Origin of the sequence: Campylobacter concisus, from assembly GCF_015230035.1 — a bacterium.
GTDB classification, from domain to species: Bacteria; Campylobacterota; Campylobacteria; order Campylobacterales; family Campylobacteraceae; genus Campylobacter_A; species Campylobacter_A concisus_BK.
This window is the reverse complement of sequence record NZ_JAAKZD010000010.1, coordinates 1-18133: the sequence shown is the minus strand read 5'-3', so window position 1 is coordinate 18133 and position 18133 is coordinate 1. Positions and strand designations below refer to the sequence as shown.

The 18133-nt window shown below is 37.7% G+C and carries 14 protein-coding genes, 1 tRNA gene and 2 pseudogenes; 6 read left to right on the top strand and 11 right to left on the bottom strand.

The genetic code is table 11. The features are described from left to right. Positions 1-5: 5 nt before the first annotated feature. The 4 genes and pseudogenes from G6W41_RS07580 to G6W41_RS07565 form a co-directional block, all read right to left on the bottom strand. Positions 6-848, bottom strand: coding sequence for an SIR2 family NAD-dependent protein deacylase (locus G6W41_RS07580; protein ID WP_242039930.1), 843 nt, complete (start codon positions 846-848; stop codon positions 6-8). Between the two features lie 62 nt (positions 849-910). Further along, positions 911-2389, bottom strand: a pseudogene (locus G6W41_RS07575) (DUF2779 domain-containing protein). Next, on the bottom strand, positions 2376-4052 hold the full coding sequence (locus tag G6W41_RS07570) for a DUF262 domain-containing protein (RefSeq protein WP_194171118.1): 1677 nt from the start codon (positions 4050-4052) through the stop codon (positions 2376-2378). The pseudogene G6W41_RS07575 and the gene G6W41_RS07570 overlap by 14 nt, the downstream one beginning before the upstream one ends. After that, positions 4033-5349 (bottom strand): DUF262 domain-containing protein, encoded by a 1317-nt coding sequence (locus tag G6W41_RS07565; RefSeq protein WP_194171117.1) that lies wholly within the window; start codon positions 5347-5349, stop codon positions 4033-4035. The genes G6W41_RS07570 and G6W41_RS07565 overlap by 20 nt, the downstream gene beginning before the upstream one ends. A 135-nt stretch (positions 5350-5484) precedes the next feature. On the opposite strand from G6W41_RS07565, the gene G6W41_RS07560 reads away from it, so the two are divergent. After that, complete coding sequence (locus G6W41_RS07560; protein ID WP_194171116.1) at positions 5485-6456, top strand: hypothetical protein; 972 nt, start codon at positions 5485-5487, stop codon at positions 6454-6456. A 66-nt stretch (positions 6457-6522) separates the two neighbouring features. On the opposite strand, the gene G6W41_RS07555 is transcribed toward G6W41_RS07560, so the two are convergent. After that, positions 6523-6771 (bottom strand): hypothetical protein, encoded by a 249-nt coding sequence (locus G6W41_RS07555; RefSeq protein ID WP_103594697.1) that lies wholly within the window; start codon positions 6769-6771, stop codon positions 6523-6525. A gap of 459 nt (positions 6772-7230) precedes the next feature. Between G6W41_RS07555 and G6W41_RS07550 the strand changes: the two genes are divergently transcribed. The 3 genes from G6W41_RS07550 to G6W41_RS07540 all read left to right on the top strand — a co-directional run bounded on the left by G6W41_RS07550 (position 7231) and on the right by G6W41_RS07540 (position 9075). Beyond that, on the top strand, positions 7231-8388 hold the full coding sequence (locus tag G6W41_RS07550; protein ID WP_194171115.1) for a tyrosine-type recombinase/integrase: 1158 nt from the start codon (positions 7231-7233) through the stop codon (positions 8386-8388). A 98-nt stretch (positions 8389-8486) separates the two neighbouring features. Then, positions 8487-8816, top strand: coding sequence for a type II toxin-antitoxin system RelE/ParE family toxin (locus G6W41_RS07545; RefSeq protein ID WP_194171114.1), 330 nt, complete (start codon positions 8487-8489; stop codon positions 8814-8816). After that, positions 8803-9075 (top strand): helix-turn-helix domain-containing protein, encoded by a 273-nt coding sequence (locus G6W41_RS07540; protein ID WP_194171113.1) that lies wholly within the window; start codon positions 8803-8805, stop codon positions 9073-9075. Before G6W41_RS07545 ends, G6W41_RS07540 begins: the two co-directional genes overlap by 14 nt. Before the next feature lie 830 nt (positions 9076-9905). Here G6W41_RS07540 and G6W41_RS07535 read toward each other — a convergent pair. After that, a complete protein-coding gene (locus G6W41_RS07535) occupies positions 9906-10817 on the bottom strand; it encodes an AraC family transcriptional regulator (RefSeq protein ID WP_194171112.1) in 912 nt (303 codons plus the stop codon). A gap of 113 nt (positions 10818-10930) precedes the next feature. Here G6W41_RS07535 and G6W41_RS07530 point away from each other — a divergent pair, with 113 nt between their 5' ends. Further along, the gene (locus tag G6W41_RS07530) at positions 10931-12895 is read left to right on the top strand and encodes a TonB-dependent receptor domain-containing protein (RefSeq protein WP_194171111.1); all 1965 of its coding nucleotides are present in this window, start codon (positions 10931-10933) and stop codon (positions 12893-12895) included. Between the two features lie 8 nt (positions 12896-12903). After that, complete coding sequence (locus G6W41_RS07525; RefSeq protein WP_194171110.1) at positions 12904-13665, top strand: alpha/beta fold hydrolase; 762 nt, start codon at positions 12904-12906, stop codon at positions 13663-13665. A gap of 294 nt (positions 13666-13959) precedes the next feature. Here G6W41_RS07525 and G6W41_RS07520 read toward each other — a convergent pair whose 3' ends face one another. The 5 genes and pseudogenes from G6W41_RS07520 to G6W41_RS10515 all read right to left on the bottom strand — a co-directional run. Continuing rightward, positions 13960-15126: an MFS transporter gene (locus G6W41_RS07520; protein ID WP_194171109.1), complete on the bottom strand. Its 1167-nt coding sequence runs from the start codon at positions 15124-15126 to the stop codon at positions 13960-13962. Between the two features lie 276 nt (positions 15127-15402). Further along, the gene (locus G6W41_RS07515; RefSeq protein ID WP_194171108.1) at positions 15403-17088 is read right to left on the bottom strand and encodes a hypothetical protein; all 1686 of its coding nucleotides are present in this window, start codon (positions 17086-17088) and stop codon (positions 15403-15405) included. Positions 17089-17122: 34 nt separating this feature from the next. Then, positions 17123-17389, bottom strand: coding sequence for a helix-turn-helix transcriptional regulator (locus tag G6W41_RS07510; protein ID WP_194171107.1), 267 nt, complete (start codon positions 17387-17389; stop codon positions 17123-17125). 335 nt (positions 17390-17724) lie between these two features. Next, positions 17725-17799, bottom strand: a tRNA-Asn gene (locus G6W41_RS07505). 173 nt (positions 17800-17972) lie between these two features. Continuing rightward, positions 17973-18133: pseudogene (locus G6W41_RS10515) on the bottom strand (methyl-accepting chemotaxis protein); the annotation flags it as partial.

The following is an 18133-nucleotide window of genomic DNA, read 5'->3' as shown; positions in this document are numbered from 1 at the left end:
CCTTGCTATAAAATTTGATTTAGTGCTTCTAGACCGCCTAGCTTTAGGCTGATGCCAAGCTGTGAGTTTAGGTCACTATCTTTTGGATTGATACGGATAAGAGTTGCGTTTTTAGAGCGTTTTACCAGCGCCTCGCCGTGCTTTCTGATGGTTGGCACCGCTAGACCTGCTCCTATTTCTATTATGGCTATCTTTGAGTTTTCATTTTCATTTAGCCACGCTTCATACTTTTTGCGCTGCGCCCAGGTCCTTTTTGGGTTAAACTCATGATCGTAAAACATCATGATATTTGGACGGCTCACACATCCACACTCAGGGCAAACTGGCATCTTTGTGGCGATAAATTTAGTCTCATCGACCTCTACGCTACTCTCGCGCATAGGCCATATCATCCCATCGTCATTGTGGATACACTGGGCGTGGTGGATCGAGCCATGAACTTCGTAAATTTTATCCTTGCTAAAGCCAGCCTTGGCAAAGTGTCCATCGACGTTTGAGGTACAGATGAAGTAGTTTTCATTTTTCTGTGCGCACAGCTCTTTTAGCATGGCAAAGCCAGCGTGTGGTTCTGTTTTGTTGTAAAGCCTTAGCCTGTGGCCGTAAAATGCCCAAGCTAGCTTTGGATCATCAAAAAACCACTGCGGATTTGCTATATCGGTAAAGCCCAGATCCTTATCTTTTAGCGGCGGATATGCTTTCCAAAAGCCCTGATCTCCACGAAAATCAGGCAAACCACTATCCACACCCATGCCTGCACCTGCTGTGATGACTATGGCGTCTGCGTTTTTAATGATCTCTTTTGCTTGAAGTATTGCTTCTTGCAATGACTTAAATTTATCTGTGTCCATGTTGCCTCCTATGGCTTTAAATACTTTTGGCATTATAGCCGGCAAAACAGACACTTTTTTGTCTATTTTACTACTTCACGCAGTTTTTCTAAAACCTTAACCATCGCTAACGTGTCTAGTTTGCAGTATGCCAAAAGTGCCTTTTTGTAGGCCTCTCTCTCATCTGCTGGCATATACGCCATAGCCTCATAGGCCTGCATCGCTTCACCACCATGGTGGATCAAATTTAGATCCTTATACGCTGACTCAAACTCGGGCACGAGTGCTGGCAAGACGTATTTTATAGAGTAGCTGCCATGCATTTTTGGGTGGTAGTAGCTTTTGCTAGCAAATGGCACCATCAGGTCTTTTATGTTGTCGTGTATTGCCATAAGCTCATTTGAAATTTGCGGATAAATTTCAGCAAGACGTCTTATCACCTTTTTTTCAAAGCTCATATTATAAGCCAGTACGCAGGCATCTTGCGGGATAAATTTGATCAAATTTAGTGCCAGCTCATATCTAGGATCGGCCCCGACCTCAGCCAAAAACTCAAAATGCTCTAAATTTCCCTTGCCATCATCTTTATGGATAGAAAACTGAAAAGGTATCTGTTCATACGGACTAAGCCCCATAAACTCGGGCACAGCTTGCTGGAATGTCTCAAAGTCAAGGTGGTAGAGCGGATAGCTAAGCGTCTCTAGAAATTCTTTGATAGCCTCTTTGTCTATGATCTGCTCCCCAGAGTGCTCAGAGCGGATTTGGATCTGCTGAGAGGCGTTAAATTTATCTAGCTCTTTGATATCTTCAAATTTGACTACACCACTTTTATAAAGCTCAAATTTCTTTTTACTTCTTAAGCCGCTAATATCAAAAATACTATACTCTGGTATGCATCGCTACTCGCGCCAGCAGTACTCCCAAGCATCGCAAGGATATGGATTTGAGCACTGAACTCCGATATCAATCTCTGGTTCAACGTCTTTGCTAAGAATTTCATCAAATTTACTTAAAATTTGAGGGATATCTGCTTGTTTTTGCCTTACTTGCTCAGTCACGTCTTCGGTGTGAAAAAACTTCTCAAGCTCAAGCTTCTCGCCTCTTACGTAGCTGCTATCTATGTGGATGATATTCACGGCACTCACCTTGTAGCCAAGCGAGCTAATAACGTAGTACTGGATGCTTGCATCATCGATATAGACCTCTTTTACCGAGGTTGAGCTTTTTACTTCGTTGATGATAAGCCCGTCCTTACCGATGCGAAGGATATCAACCATAACAAGGATGCCATCAAAGCAAAAAGTGGCTTCGTAGATGATCTTTGTGCCTCGCCCCATAAGCTCCTTGGTCTTTGCCATTTGCGAGCCAAAGTCACCAGTGTACTCTAACCTCTCGCCACCACCAAAGAGCTCACAGGCTAGCTCACCTACTGATGTACCAGTGTCAAACACAGCCTGCGCGCCATCATCTGGAGCTTGCAAAACTTCGGGCTTTTTCTTTTTAAGCCACAAGCTCTTTTCGCATTGAAGACCACGGATGTAGAGGGATTTAGATAGTGCCATTGTCTATGCCTTGAAAAAGAATTTGTTTCATTTTTACGCCAAGGTCTTTTATTCTTTCAATGTTATAGCCTTGTTGAAGTGTGTAAAATATCAACATTTTTATACTTGAGTTTGGATTTTCTTTTATCCTTTTTAGCTTCTCTCCAAAATTATAATCGCTTAAACTAGAGTTAAAATCCTTTCTTATTAAGGCCAAATTTCCAAAATCATCTAATGCTTTGTTATTTTCTTGCAAATTTGTTGCCCACATATGCTCTACCGTGTCTTGGGATTTAATTAGGTATTCGTCTCTATTAAATTTAGGAAATACTGTTTTTATATTGTTTGCACAAATACCACAAACATTTAAATCTTCAAAATCTCGCCAAAGTAGGTATTCCAGCCTATAGAACCAATAGTGTGGTACTGCTGTCCCATTATCCAAAAAACTTGAGTCTATTTTTTTAAGCATTTGTGTTTCTATGTTTTCGTTTTTATAAATTTTTTCTATAACGTTATTTATTGTTTCTACTATTTTACGAGATCCGTTATTTCTTAGAGCACTTTTTACCAGTTCGTTGTCTAATTGCTCAAGAAATTTAGTAACTTTTTTTGCATTTTCCTCATTATACTCTCCTAGCGAGCTTTTATCTAAAAAGGCTAGTAGTGCAGCAATAAATTCTGGCTTATCATATTCACTGGTATAGTAAAACATCCTTTGTAAATTTAGTAGCTTTTTGTCTTTCATATCGTCATCTCTATAAACAGATTCATCGAATTTATTACGCATATCTTCTAGGAACTTAATAAATTCAGAGTATATATTGGCTTCTTCCTTAAAAACCTTATCAAATTCACCTAAAAGTTTATCTTTGTTTATGATAATGTCTATTTTGAGTTCTTTTTTAGCAACAAAGACCTTTAAAGCTAGAAGTAAAAATACCGGAAATTTTACCAAGCTTTTTGTATCAGAATTTGTTTTGGTTTGTGCTCTTTGCTCTTCTTTGTAGGTTTTATTTAAAAGTACATTTATAGTTTCTAGCTCTCCGTATTGTGTATATTTATTGTTGTTTTTTGCTTGATCCTTATACTTTTCATCCATATTTGAGATCATATCCCATTTTCTTGCTACGTCTGTATAGTTATCTTGAATTTTATTTAAAAATCTAGCCTTTAAAACTTGATGATTTTCAAGCTGGATGCTTTTTGTATTAACTAGTTCAAAATACTCAGTAGCTTTGATATTTTCTGGGATAATAGTCATTGTAAAAATAGCTGAATTTAGTTTTTCTTTAAAAGAAATTTCACATAAAGTCTTATTATTTTTTACAAAATTAATAGCCTCTAAAATTTGCTGGTTGATATATCTATGTTCATTGATATCAAAGTTTTTTAGTTTTTCGCCGTCACCGCTATCTATTTCGTAATCTAACTCAAATAGTTTTTCTTTTAAAGCCATAAAGATAATATAAATAGTGGTCAGCCTCTGTTGGCCGTCTATGACAATAAATTTATCGTCATTCTTTTTAACTACGATATTGCCAAGATAGTGTCTACTTCTGGCGTTTGTGTCATTTACTAACTTTTCAATATCCTGTTTTTTCCAAGAATACGCTCTTTGGTAAAAAGGTATTTCAAATTTAAGCTTTTTTAAACTGCCGATATTATTTTTTCTTGTTTCCATCTTCTTTTCCTTTCAATTTTATAATACCAAACGAGCAACTTTTTATATAATTTTCTGTATATTTATCCTTATTTTTTAATTTTTTTAATTTTTCAGGTGAGATATATACTGTATCAACATTAGATTTTAACTCTTTTTCTATCTTTATTTTTAAAGTTTCTAATACACTTGATGTGTCTATGAGCTGCAGGAGTCGGTTGGTTAAATTTGATAGCATATAGTTATTTGGATCAATCCTATCATGTTTACAAACTACTATTAAGACATTGAAAAGTACTAAATCTGAAATTTCATCCAATGCTTCAATACCGAATTTATCGGCTACACACAGTAAAACCACGTGGCAAGCATGATTTAGGTAACTACATCCTGTAAAATCTCCATTAAAAAATATAAAATTACTTTCAATGTATTTTAAGATATCGCAATACTTAAAAACGTATTCAAAAAAATTTGCGCCACCAAGCACATCATCTGCTATCGATATATTGCTTTTGTAAATTTTTATTTTTTCATCGAAATGGTTTTTAAATTCTTGAAAAATAGAGTAATTTATCCTATACCACTCATCATCTGCTCCATAATAACCAAAGACTACATGTGGATAATATGCATTAGTTTTTATATTCCTTATGGTTAGTGCAGTTCGTAGTGTGCGAAATATCAAATTCTCCCTCAAAAACCAAGAGGTATTAACCCCGTATAAAGAGTACTCGTTCCATTTTTTAGTGTAGTGAAGCATTAGTTGCTTTGATTTTGTCTCGTCTATAAACATTAGGTGGTGATTTTTGAGCAGATCTGTTTCACTAAGGGCTCTGCCGCTAGTATTGTGCGTATCAAAATACAAAAATGCTTCGTCTAAGTCTTCAGTTTTTACGAACGTAAATTTAACCTTTTCTTTTATATATTTTACGAGTCTTTCTTTATCTTTTGTATCAGCCCATTCTAATTTTAAAAGCTCAAAATTTCTTTTCAAAGCCTTGTGCGATAAGATATTTAGTTTATTATTTAAAAAAAGCACATCATTATCGCCTAAAGCTTTTAAAATAAGGGCCAGCGTAGTTATGCGCTGTTGTCCATCAACTATATTTATGGCGTCTGCTTCTACATGCAATATAATATGTCCCAATAAAATTTCATCAGAGATTCCATTCTTAAATGACCTTTTAATGCTTGAAAATAGCCCCAAGGCTAGATCCTCACTCCACACATATGGGCGCTGATAGTCTGGAATTTTATATTTTTGACAACTTAGTATATCGCCAGCACTTAAAATATAGTTTGTTTCATTTTCCATTACATTCCTCCTTTATCTACTCTATATCGTCAAAAAGGTCTTTATTTTAATGTCCTTTTGTGAGATCATACCAACAAAATAGGAATAAATTTTGTCCATTTTTTACTTTAAAATTCATCCCAAAAAGGAGTGGTGATGAAGAAGATCAGACAGATAAAAGAGCTATTTGAGGCCGGTAAAGAGAAGCAGGCAAAGGATATGCTAGGTCACTTGCTAAATGACTCGACAAATCAATGCTTTGTCTGCACAAGATGGATATACCGCACGATGTGTGGTAGGCCTGAAAACGGCATAGCTGGCGCAGCTGCTATATTTGAGCTCATGAAAAAGAACAAAAGCGCTGAGATATTTGGGCGAGTATATGAACTAGAGGACGATCTTTTTTCGCATATAGGCTTTCACAAATGGGCTCGTGAAGGTTTCAAAAAACTCATAAAATCCGCCACAACAAAAGAAGAATTTTTCGTTGTAGCCGATGAGGCAGAAAAATATATCAAAAGAGAGATAAAACCGCTCTCATACTACAAAGAGATCGCAGACCAAATTTCAAAAAGCGAAGTAGTGAAGATAGTCCCACTTAAAAGCAAGTGCTATTTTGTAAAACTCGAGCACAAGCTATTTAACTACGCCATGAGAATTTCTAAAAAAAGCTGGCAAACTTACGTCATCTGCAAAAATGCAAAGATAAAATTTGAGTGGTTTTTAAGACCTGATGCCGAATTTGATACCTATAATAACTGCAGTGTAGAAGAAAATATATGTCTACATAAGATATTTGACAACTTTGACCTATGGGATAACGATATCTACTTCGAAAAAGATACGCTAATATACATAAAAATAGCAGAAATTTTCTATAAAAATAAAGTTATTGACAAGGCAAAAATAATGTTACTTCAGGCCTTAGGAGTGGCTTATTATAAAGGTGTATTTATAAAAAACGTCATAGCAACTTTAAAAAGTGCGGCACAAAAATTTAGCAGTGATAGAAAATTTGTAAGAGAAATGTTAATACGTGCGATAAGCTTTAGGTATGAGCATCTTGAGCGAAAGAAGCTAAGGCTAGCGTTAAAAGAGCTTGGGTGTTTTGACTACTATAGACTATGAAAAAGAGTATAGTGATCTTGATCCGCTCGATTATTGTTATGGTAGAGAGCTTATAAAAGGTGAAATTTATAAATAGGCGGATGACCTAACCATTATGATCTTTTGTTTGGCGTCCAAATCAATATCAGCTTTTTCAAAACTCAAACAACCAATACAAAGTTTTTGTTTTTTAGCAATGTCAGATACTATCTTCCTAGTAATCACTTCGCTACCTTTTAAAACAAACGCCGTCTTGTCTTTCACCAGATGATTTAAAATATAGTTGATGCCCGCAACACTACCGCCGTTTTTAGTTTTACAGAATTTTACTAACATGTTTAACTTCTTGGACTTTACTTTTATAGCATTAAGTCGTCTAATTCTTTATTAACGTCAATTATAGGACAACTTAGAACGAATTAGGGTAAAAATATTTTATGTTTTTGCCTACAACTCTTTAAAAACAAAAAATAATATACATAAAAACGCATTAGAGCAAAATAGAAAATTTTAAAATATTAAATAAATCTGAGAGGAAATAAAGGGAAAAATACAAAAAATAAGAAAGCTTAAAGTTCCTGAAACATAGTTAAAATCGGAATTTGAAAAGAATATATAAAAAGAAATGGCTCCGGATGCTGGGTTCAAAAATATATAATTCTTAAACACTCCAAAATACTCTATAAATCCCTAAAATACGCCATTTAATAGCTTAAGCATATTCTAAGTTACACTAAAATATCATGCATTTTTACAAATTTTGGGAACAAATAGGGAATAAATTTAGGGGGTATTATGGCAGGAAAACTTAAAAATTACAACTCGTCGTTTGGAGTAAATAAATATCCTGGAATTTTCTTCAATAATCTAACCAACGGCGATGTGGTTTTTTATATGAAAGTTACTCTTGAGGGTAAAAAGGCCAACATTAAAATTGGATCAAAATCCGAAGGTGTAAATATAACCTACGCGTATAACAAAAAGAAAGAATTCGACGCCAAACAAAGAAACGGCGAATTGCCAGATAGCATATCCAAGAAAATAGTAGCCAAGAATAACAAAAACTCGCTTAAATTTGACGAGATCGCAGACGCCTTTTTTAGTTTTAAGCTAGAAAAAGAACCCAATAACGCCGTCAATATAAAAGAGCAAAGGCGAGATTATGAAATTTACCATAAGGATAAGTTAGGCGGTCTAGCCACGATGCAGATAACGCCCGAGATGATAAATGAGCATCATAAAGATATTTCTCAGATAATCTCGCCTAAAACCAAACGAAAGCTATCGCAATCCAGGATAAACGCTATAATGGGTATAGTTAGGACGATTTTTAATCACGCTATAAAAAATGACCTTATCGATCATATTAGTCCGTACAAAATAGAGCTAAAAAAACCAAACAACAAGCGAGAAAGATTTTTAGAGCTTATAGAGATAGAACTTTTGCGCAAAGAAGTAGCGGCTAAAGGAGATTTTGCCTTAGAGCTATTCGTTGAGCTTGCGCTTTGCACGGGAGCTAGATTAGAAGGAATTTTGAACATTAAAAAAAAGGATTTGGCGCTATCTACTAAATCAGTTACCATAAGCGATTTTAAAACAAAGAGCACGTATACGGGGTTTTTAAGCAAAAGGGCGCTAGAAATGATCAATCAAATTTATACCACCCTATCCCCGAACGACTTTTTAGTAAATAAACCAAAAGCCACTATTCAAAATGTCTTACAGCCGTTACTAAACAAGCTTTTTAATCAGAATTTAGATATAAGCGACGCAACCAATAGAGTAGTCATTCACACCCTTAGGCATACGTTTGCTTCGCATCTTGCTATAAAGGGCACTCCGATACTAACGATAAAAAAGCTAATGAATCACTCTGATATCAACCATACCTTAAGATACGCTAAACTAATGCCAGATAGCGGACGAGAGATGGTGGAATCTTTATATGAGTAGGTTTATACAAGTTATTTATTCGGCGACAAATGCGTAAAACAAACTGCATTTTATATCATGTATGGTATAATACGGCTTAGTTACACAGAAGGATTGCGATGTGGAGCGTAGAATTTGCAAGCGAAGCCATAAAAGACGAGTTCTTGGAGCTGCCGACCGGTCTCAGGCAAAGAGGTTATAAAATGTTCGAGCTCTTAGAGGCTAGGGGTAATACCTTAGGTGAGCCATACACCAAAAGCCTAAAGGACGGACTATTTGAGATACGTATAAAGTCGGATGAAGGAATAGCTAGAAGCATATATTGTTATGAAATCGGCAAAAAAATAATAATCCTACTAACTTTTGTTAAAAAAACGCAAAAAACGCCAAAAAGCATACTAAATTTGGCGGAACGAAGATTAAAGGAGTTTAAAGATGAAAACCGTTAATTTTAGAGAAGTTTTAAAAGAAGAGCTAAAAAATCCGGAATTTAAAGCGCAATACGATGCGCTGGAGGACGAATATAAAGCCATAGAAGCTTTAATAGACGCCAGAAGCGAAGCCGGGCTAACTCAAAGCGAGGTAGCTAAAAGGATGGGCATAACCCAATCAGCCGTAGCTAGGATAGAAAGCGGAGCGTATAATATCAAGTATAAAACATTCTTTAACTACATAAAAGCTTGCGGTAAAAGAGTAGCGATAGTGTAAGTAAGATCAATCATCTAGCAAATACACAAGTTAATACAGAAGAAAATATTAAGCTTTGTTGATTATCAAATCGGGGCTTTTTGCAAATACGACTGTTAGTAATTTGGAAAGAAATAAGATCGTTAGGGTATAAATATATTTTTAACACGATAAAATCGAGATTTTTAATACGACTATATTATAGCGATGCTTGTTTTATTAAACAATCTTAATCCCGCACAAAAATACTCTTCTTTTTGATTTTTATTTCTTACTCAAAAAACAATCTCTACTTTAATCTTTATTTATGCTATATAAAAACCAACAAAATCTCATTTTTTAAAATTTGTACTAAAATACCAAATAAAAAACAAAAATAAATTTCCGTATAAACCAAAATTTACTTTAACTTAATAAAAGACAATCGCTTCAAATTCCATAATGCAGTCTTAGAACTTGATATAATTTATCAAAACATAAAGAATAAACAACCCCCACATAAGACAATATGTTAATACTTACTTAGCAAACTCAAATGAGTTTGCTGTAAGGTCTTGGCAGACGGCCAATATTTTTCTTTGGCCGAGCAAAAGAAAAATATGAAAACTTAGACGAAACTTTATCTACCAAAAAATGATTTTCGTAGATAAAAGGTCTAAGTTTTTTAATAGAAAGCTTTTAACGATCGCTTATAAATGCTTCCGATTTGCAAGCATAGGCGGCGTACAATATACGCTTTGGTAAGCATTGCTAATTTGAGCATATTTTTATATGTGGTCATCACTAGAAATATTATCTTAACAGGCTTTTGAGCGCCGTTCGCGGCAAATTTACGGGCAAATCTCGTAAAATTAATAATAATATTTTCTATTTTTCATCAAATTTTTGGGTGCCGTGCCGTAATAATCGCAAAAAAGCTTGCTGAAGTGGCTTTGATTTTTAAAGCCCGTCGCAACCGAAATTTCAGCGATATTTAGCTCCGAGCCTTGCAGCATTGCCAGTGCTCGCTTCATTCGCTCTTCGCGCAAAAATTCGTAAGGAGTCTGCCCAAACAAACTTTTAAAGCCGACTTTAAGCTTAAATTCGTTCAGTCGCACCTGTTTTGAGAGTTCTTTTATAGACGGCGGATTTTTGATATCCATGCTTAAAATTTGCCTGGCTTTTTGTAGCGCGTTTTTGTCCGCTTCGTCTAGTATAACATGCTTATTTGGGCATTTTAGGCGGCTGAATTCGTTATAAATAAGCTCTAAAATTTTACTTTCTAAAAGCAGTCTTTCAAGCGGCTCGTCGGCGTTTAGCGATAAAATTTGGCTTAATAAAATTTTATTTACGGCGCAGGTGTAGTTTTGCGAGACGAGTTTGTTTGCGCCAAGCTCGATAAGATCGCCGAAATTTGCGCTCATAAACGAGTTTTCTAGGAATAAATTTATTCCCGCGTGCGCGCCACCATAAATCTCTTGATCCGAGCTTGGTAGATCGACCGAGCTGATCGTGGATAGTCCACTTTTGTATTCGATTTTGCCATTCGCCGAGCTTAGGCTGATGCCTCCTTGTAGGGTGAAATTTATAAAGCAACCCCGCAAAGCGTGAAAATCGCCGACTATTTTGGTGTCGTTTTTGGCGTCCATTTTTATCGCGCCGAAGGCTATTTCATCGCTTAGTGCGATATTTTTGGCGCGGATTTTTACTCCAAGACCAGCCAAAACTCCGTCTTCGCTGCTATTAAATTTATCCATAAAAACGTCTGCGGATACCGTGCGCAAATTTTTCCTTTAAATATAAAAATAAATCCATCATTTGTAAATTTTGGGTTGATAATAAATTTCAAAACTATTATACTATCCTTAAAGTAAAGAAATTATAAAAGGAGTCTAAAGTGAGAAAAATTTTGCTTTTAAGCGCGGTTGTGGCGCTAGCGATAGCAGCTCCCGACGTGAGGCTGGACGAGGTCATCGTATCGGCTCAAAAAATCGATGAAAACGCTAGCGAGGTGGCAGCTACGGTGAGCGTGCTGGACGAAAAAGAGTTGCGGCTTAGAGAAGTAAAAGATCTAAACGGGCTTAGGAGCGCATCGTCAAATTTATCGTTTTTGCAAGGCGGAGGTATTTCGCTTTTTATCACGCGCGGCGTGACGAGCGATTACGCATTTGATAGCCCAAACGTCGGGCTTTATCTGGACGGCGTGAGTTATCTTGGCACTTACGGCAACTACGTATTTTTGGAGGATATTGAGCGTATCGAGATCTTAAAAGGGCCTCAAAGCGCGCTTTACGGCAAAAACGCCTACGCAGGCGTGATAAATGCGGTCTCCAAAGCTCCTACCAACGAACCACAAGCAAAGATTGGGCTAAAGCTTGGCGAGCGTAGCATGCGGGGTATTAGTTTTAGTGCAGGCGGAGCGATAGTAAAGGATAAATTTCTGGCTAGTTTTGCCGGTTTTAGCGAAAATAAAAACGGCTTTATGTATAACGAAAATTTAAACAAAAGCGACGACTACAAAGATGCTCTTTACGGCAAAATTTACTTTAGATTTTTACCTACGGACGAGCTTACGGTGGATCTTATTCAAAATTATTACAGGATAGCTAACGGCGCGCAAAGATCGAATTTGCCTAGCGCAGCCAATAGAACGCGCTACGCCAACGGCATGGAGGGCGAGGAAAACGCCAAAAACTACGAAGCATCGCTAAAGGCAGAATATAAATCGGGCGACTATGCGCTCACTTCGCTTACGACTTTTAGGGATTACAAAAACGACAGCAGCTACGACGGCGATCATCGCCCCGCGTCCTTGTTGGACATATATTACAAAGAGGACAGAAAGGATTTTACGCAGGAGTTTAGATTTAGTGTCGATAACGCGTATGGCAAATTCGTCCTAGGCGCTGCGGCGGGAGCCACGCAAAGAGACGTGCAAAGTAGCGTAAATAGCGTAAATAGCGTAATGTTCGGCGGTATTCGCTCGCTGCAAAACAATAAAACCAGGAGCAAAAACTACGGCGTTTTTACGCATAACGAAATTTATCTGCCGCTTGATTTTTCGGTTATTTTGGGGGCTAGATTCGACAAAGATAGGGTCAAATTTCAAAACCGTATGAACGGCGAAAATTTAAGCGATTCGTATAGCGCGCTATCACCCAAGATCGGACTAAAATACGCTATAAACGACGAGGTTACGGCGTATGCGAGCGTATCGAAGGGCTATAAACCGGGCGGCTTTTGGGCTGCGTCGCCTACGTCTAAAAAATGGTACGATAAAGAGACTATGACTAGCTATGAAGTCGGCGTAAAAGGGGCTTGGGAGCGGTTTGAGCTAGGCGCCGCCGTTTTTCGCGCCGATATCAAAAACAAGCAAGTAGTAAGCGTCATCGTAGCGCCTAATATCACGGTGGCAGAGAACGCCAGCAAGGCGCGCTCCCAAGGCTTTGAACTAGACGGCGCCGTACTTTTGGCGGACGGATTAAAGCTTAGCGCAAATTTGGGCTACGCAAAAAGCGTCTTTAAAGACTATAAGGACGCACAGGGCGATTATAGCGGTAAATACGTCTATTATGCGCCAAGGCTAACTTATGGCGCAGGGCTTTCGTACGAGGCTCCAAGCGGATTTTACGCGGCGGCATTTTTGCGAGGACAGAGCAAATTTTATACCGATAAGGCCAATGTCGTAGAAAACGCGGGCTACGCGACCGTCGATGCAAAAGTAGGCTTTAATCACAAAAATATCAACGTTTATATTTACGCTAATAATCTTTTCGACAAAGATCACGACGTAAAATACGCCACGATGCACTACCTGTCTGACCCTCGCGAGATCGGCGTAAAATTTGAATATAAATTTTAAGGAAAAAGATGAAAAATTTTAAATTTAAAAGCGGCAAAAATCTAAGCTACGACGACTTTGGTAGCGATTTTAAAGATGTTTTGGTTTATCATCATCCACTGATGATTTTTCCGCAAAATACCTTGATAAATTTCTGCGATAAAAATCAAATAAGGCTTATTTTGATATATAGAAGCGGGCATTTTAACAGCTCACTTTTTAGCGCGGACGATAGTTTTTTAAAATTCGCCCTGCGCCTAAAAGAGTTTTTCTCGGCGTTAAATTTGGGCGAATTTAGCGTGCTGGGCGAGTCGGTGGGCGCGGCTTACGCCTACGCTACGGCGGTAGCTTGCGAAGAGGTGAAAAAGGTGTTTATACTAAGCGGATTTAACGCCCCGCCCGAGCTTTTGGCCGACTATGCCGACTATGCTCACATAAAGGAAATTTATGATTTTGCATCACACAATACGCCTGAAAATACGGCGCAAACGGCGTGGGAAAAATACGGCTCACAGGCTAAGGGTGCGCTAAAAGAAGCGATAAAAGCGCAGCTTAACGGCATCGGCTTTGACCTCTGGCTACAAGCTAGGCCGTGGGGATTTGAGCTAAAGGATGTCCCTCAAAGCGTGCTTATGTATCACTCTAGGGCCGACGAGGAAGTGCCTTTTACCGTCGCTTCGCAAGTGTCGAGGATGCTGCCAAACTGCGAACTAATCGCCGCCCAGGACACGCCTCATCATAGCGCGAAGGCGCTTTTGGGTTTTTTAAAGATCATCAAAGAGCGGTTGTAAATTTAGCTTTTGCGTAAATTTTACGAGCCAAATTTGCGCCGTTTTAAGCGTAAATTTAAGTTCGTTTTGCGGTTTTTCTGTTGCTGGCAGGTTTGCTTGATGCGGGATAAATTTACCGCCTTTTTTGCACTAGAGACTTAAATTTGGCCTTGCGTTCGGGTTAAATTGCGTGCGTTTAATCCGTATTGCCGACGCGGGCTAAATCTGCAAAGCGATTTGCAAAACTCTGCGGAATAAATTTTACGCAGTTTTTTGTACTGGACGGCGACTTAAATCCCGCAAAATCGTAATCCGCTAGATAAATTTATAAATCTTTATAAAATAAACTAGGCTCAAAACGCAAAACGCTGCCGCGCCCAGTACGACCGCTCCGTAACCCAACATCCCCGCCAAAAGTGTTCCGAGATAAAACGAAAATATCTGAAATGTCATATTTAGGCTACTTTGCACGGCGTATTCGCTAGCGGGTCGCCGTCCCGAGGCACGTTGCATCATCATCGTGGAGATTATCGTCGCTTGCGCCATATATACCGCATACGCCGCGCTCGAAGCAAAAAGTACCGACGCGCGGTCCGTCCAGCCGCCGATAGGTAACCAGATGGCCAGGATGCCTAGCGTCTGCATCGCTACGGCGTATAAAAAGGCTCTTTTGGCGCCTAGCTTTTTTACCGCAAAGCCCGCCGCGAGCGCACCCGCGAAGCCAAATATCGTGCCGTATATGTGCAAGACCTCGCCGATATCTTCCAGCTTCCAGCCGATATCTACAAGCATCGGACTAAGCAGTCCAAACGCCGCGCAGATACCGATAGATTGTACGAAAAGCACGCTAAGCCAAGCCTTTTTGCCCTTAAAAAAGCCAAACATCGCCCTAAAATCCAGCCCCTCGCCGGCGTTTACGCGCTCAGGCTCTTTAAAGAAAGCAAGGCTAAGCAGGGAAACCGCTATCAAAGACGTCAAGAATAAATTCGCCTCGCTCCAGCCGAATTTTGCGTAGATTACGAGCGTTAGGCCGTTACCCGATACGTGTCCTATCAATCCTCCGCTAAGCTTGAGGGCGTTTGTGAAGCTTAAATTCGAGCTGTTTGAAATTTTGATAAAAAATGCGTTCGACGTCATCGTCCAGGTGGCCGAGATAAAGGCCAAAAGCACCGCTAAAGCGATTACGGCGGGCAAATCGTCGCGCGGATTTAGAAGCGAAACCGCATATAAAATCGCCAAAGTAAGGCACTGAAAGGCTAGGATAATCTTTTTGTAACCGCCTATTTTTAGCGCTATAGCGTCGATAAACGGCGACCACAAAAAAGCCAAAACCGCAAAAAGTCCAAGCCCTCTAAGCGCGCCGACGCGCTCTAAACTAAAACCGTCTTGACGCAGGATGCTAACGAGCCCCTCGCCGAAAAATCCGATGCAAATAAACTGCGCAATGCAAAGGCTAAGCACAGTTAGCGACCTGTAAAGCAAATTTATCCTTTATTTTTTTAGTTAGATTATATTTAAATGGATAGGTGTTATCAAGAATATTTTGACGTTTAGGGGATAAATTTTTATATTTTAAGAACTTTTGACAAAATTCGGCCGCATCACCAAAGTACAAAAAAGATCTAGGCATACGCTCAGATTTGGTGTAACCAGCTCGCACATTATATAACTTGGTATGTGTTGGCAAAAAAGAAGCTTATTAAATATGCTGACTAAAAATTTTGGTAACTTTATATTCGAAATCAAAAACCAATCCAACTAAAAGCCTATCCCTATACTATCTTTGCTGGCTATTTTGCTTTTTATTTCATTTTTTATTTCTCTAGGCTCGTCATCTAATAGCTTACTAAAATTCGGTATTAAATTGCTTATTTTTGAGATAAAATTAATAACCTTCGTTTTAAAGCTTTCTAATATAGTTAACTTATCCTGTAAATTTTCTATCCTTTCGTCTTTAACTTTTACTTCTCCTTCCAGCTCGGATATTCTTTGATCTTTGCTATTTATAGAAGTTTGTAGTTTGACGATTTGTAGTCGTTTACTATCATTATCTTCCTTTAAGGCATTCTCGTTACTTATCGACGCCTCCAGCTCTTCGTTTCTTTGTTTCAAAGACCGATTTGTTTTTTCTTTGCTTTCTATATCTGCATTAGCTTTTTTAAGCTTGCTTTGCAGGGCATCGCTTTGATCGGCTTTTTGTTTTAGTTTATCTATTTGCACTATGTCAGCTTCAATATTTTCTAATCGGCTTTTTAGTTTATTGTTTTCATCTTCTTTTTGAATTAGCTCGGCCGAGAGGTTGCTTATTTGTAAATTTCTATCTTTTATAATTTCGTCTTGATTATTTAGATTTGCGTTTATCTCTTTTAGCTTTTTATTTTCTTGGATTAGATTTTCGTTGGATTGATCCAGCTCGTTATTTTTTACAATTATCTCACCCTTGTTTATTAGTTGATTCGTTAGCTCGTAAATCCTTTGTTTTAGTTCTACGTCGGTAACTATACTTATATTATTTTGCATTTGATCTAATACTAAATTCGTAAGACTCGTTATAAAAGTCTTATCGTCCTCGATTTCCAGTCTAAAATAGTCTTTGCCAAACATAGACTCTTTCTTTTTTATATACTTTCTTGCTTCATCGATTATAGATTGTCTAATTTTATTTTTAAACTCTTGCTCAGTACTATACTCTTTTTCGGTTTTGTGCATTTGTTTTAAATTTTTATGTCTTGCCTTGCTGCCTATTTCGCCTCTTAGAGCGACACCATCAAATGCTATACCGCCCATTTCTTGCATGCTTCTACCGAATTTTAACGTTTCGCCCTTGCCGTCAAATCTAAGGTTTTTGTGATTTTCAAATTGGTAATTCGTAAAAATAAGCTGATAATGCTTAGTCTTTTCATCGTTATGCTCAGCGATTAGCAGGCATTTAACGCCGTATTTAGCGCAATAATCGTTTGCGAATCTTCTAACTCTATCAAGCGAAACCTGAGCGTTGATAAAATTTACTTCTGTTTTATTTAGTCCCTCTTTATGTTCTTTATTTCGATCGGTACCGAAACTTATCACCACTTCAGAAAACCCGACCATGTTTTCTCGCCAATGATTCTTTACTGCTCTACCGTTTTTATATGTTTTTGATTGGGCTTCGTAGTCGGCTTTCATTTTTTCGTGGTATTTTTTCAAGAGTGCTTTTATATACTTTCTGTCACTAAATTCCCTATCGCTATTAGGCATCTCTCGCATATTGCCGTTATCGTTATATTCGCTAAGCACTATGTATCTATTATTTCGGCTATTACCTCTAAGATATCCGATCTTAGAGGCGTGCTTAACCTCTCTAACATTGTGCTCATACCTTATAATGGCTTTTTTGAGCGTCAAGAATTCGCTTCTTACACAAAGAACTAGGCTGTGTCCGCCTATTTGAAGGGCATTACTCATTTTTAGTCCTTTTCTTTATTATCTACTATAAAAATTAAGAACATGTTTTAACCCTTTTTTGAAAAATATAAGTCGCAATGTCCGTTATCGCAAACGCTATGCGAGAATTCTTTGCATCTCCCATTTTGATATAACGTGGAATATCCCTACCCTGCGATATACGAAGATCAAGAGTGGATACGCCGATGCCAAGAACCGCTGCGGTTTGCTTTCTGTCTAAAACCACCTTTCCTTTATATTGGCTAGATATGTGCTCAAGAAGCGTTTTGTACTCTACATCGTTATATAGTTCGTTAAGCATCCCATTTTCTCCTTCTACTTATTCTTATATAACTAATTATATGTACCTTTCATTTACTTTTACTATTTTGAGCGGTTTTTGGATAGTTTTTGAAAAAAAATTAATACCCTATGGTTCCTTAGGGTATTTTAGAGCAGTTGAGAGTAAAAAATTATTTTCATGTTTTTAAAAACAAAAATAAGGTATCTTAGATTGACTTAGAAAACATGGCGAGAAATTGGAATATTAAAAAATTTCGGGAACAAATAGGGAACAAATTTTATAAAACTAAGAAAACTTAAAGCTCTTGAAATATCGGTAAAATCGGGGTTTTAAAATGATTTTCGAAAAAAAAATGGCTCCGGATGCTGGGTTCGAACCAGCGACCAAGTGATTAACAGTCACCTACTCTACCGCTGAGCTAATCCGGAACACTTAAAAGAAGTCGTATTATAGTTAGCAATCATTTAAAAACAGCTTAAATTACTAAAAATTTTAGCTGTTTTCTTATAAAATATATATTTAAAACTACTCAAGCGAGTTTGCCTGAGTAGTTTTCATTAAACAAATTTGAGTTTATTTAAAACTCTAAACCAGAAGTGTTTTAGAATTTATTCTTCCTAACATCTTCAACTATAGCTTTAGCCATCTCATCTACTTCTGATGTTACTTCGTTTGCTTGGTTTGCAATTACTACGTTTTCTTTTGTTAGATTATCTATTTGAGCAACTGATTGATTTATCATATTGATACCTTCACTTTGCT

What these genes read in the sequence shown, in the direction of transcription:
- G6W41_RS07515 (WP_194171108.1), bottom strand. Translation starts at nt 17,088, where the DNA reads ATGAGTAATGCCCTTCAAATAGGCGGACACAGCCTAGTTCTTTGTGTA.
- G6W41_RS07510 (WP_194171107.1), bottom strand. Translation starts at nt 17,389, where the DNA reads ATGCTTAACGAACTATATAACGATGTAGAGTACAAAACGCTTCTTGAG.
- G6W41_RS07525 (WP_194171110.1), top strand. Translation starts at nt 12,904, where the DNA reads ATGAAAAATTTTAAATTTAAAAGCGGCAAAAATCTAAGCTACGACGAC.
- G6W41_RS07555 (WP_103594697.1), bottom strand. Translation starts at nt 6,771, where the DNA reads ATGTTAGTAAAATTCTGTAAAACTAAAAACGGCGGTAGTGTTGCGGGC.
- G6W41_RS07550 (WP_194171115.1), top strand. Translation starts at nt 7,231, where the DNA reads ATGGCAGGAAAACTTAAAAATTACAACTCGTCGTTTGGAGTAAATAAA.
- G6W41_RS07540 (WP_194171113.1), top strand. Translation starts at nt 8,803, where the DNA reads ATGAAAACCGTTAATTTTAGAGAAGTTTTAAAAGAAGAGCTAAAAAAT.
- G6W41_RS07580 (WP_242039930.1), bottom strand. Translation starts at nt 848, where the DNA reads ATGGACACAGATAAATTTAAGTCATTGCAAGAAGCAATACTTCAAGCA.
- G6W41_RS07570 (WP_194171118.1), bottom strand. Translation starts at nt 4,052, where the DNA reads ATGGAAACAAGAAAAAATAATATCGGCAGTTTAAAAAAGCTTAAATTT.
- G6W41_RS07545 (WP_194171114.1), top strand. Translation starts at nt 8,487, where the DNA reads ATGTGGAGCGTAGAATTTGCAAGCGAAGCCATAAAAGACGAGTTCTTG.
- G6W41_RS07560 (WP_194171116.1), top strand. Translation starts at nt 5,485, where the DNA reads ATGAAGAAGATCAGACAGATAAAAGAGCTATTTGAGGCCGGTAAAGAG.
- G6W41_RS07565 (WP_194171117.1), bottom strand. Translation starts at nt 5,349, where the DNA reads ATGGAAAATGAAACAAACTATATTTTAAGTGCTGGCGATATACTAAGT.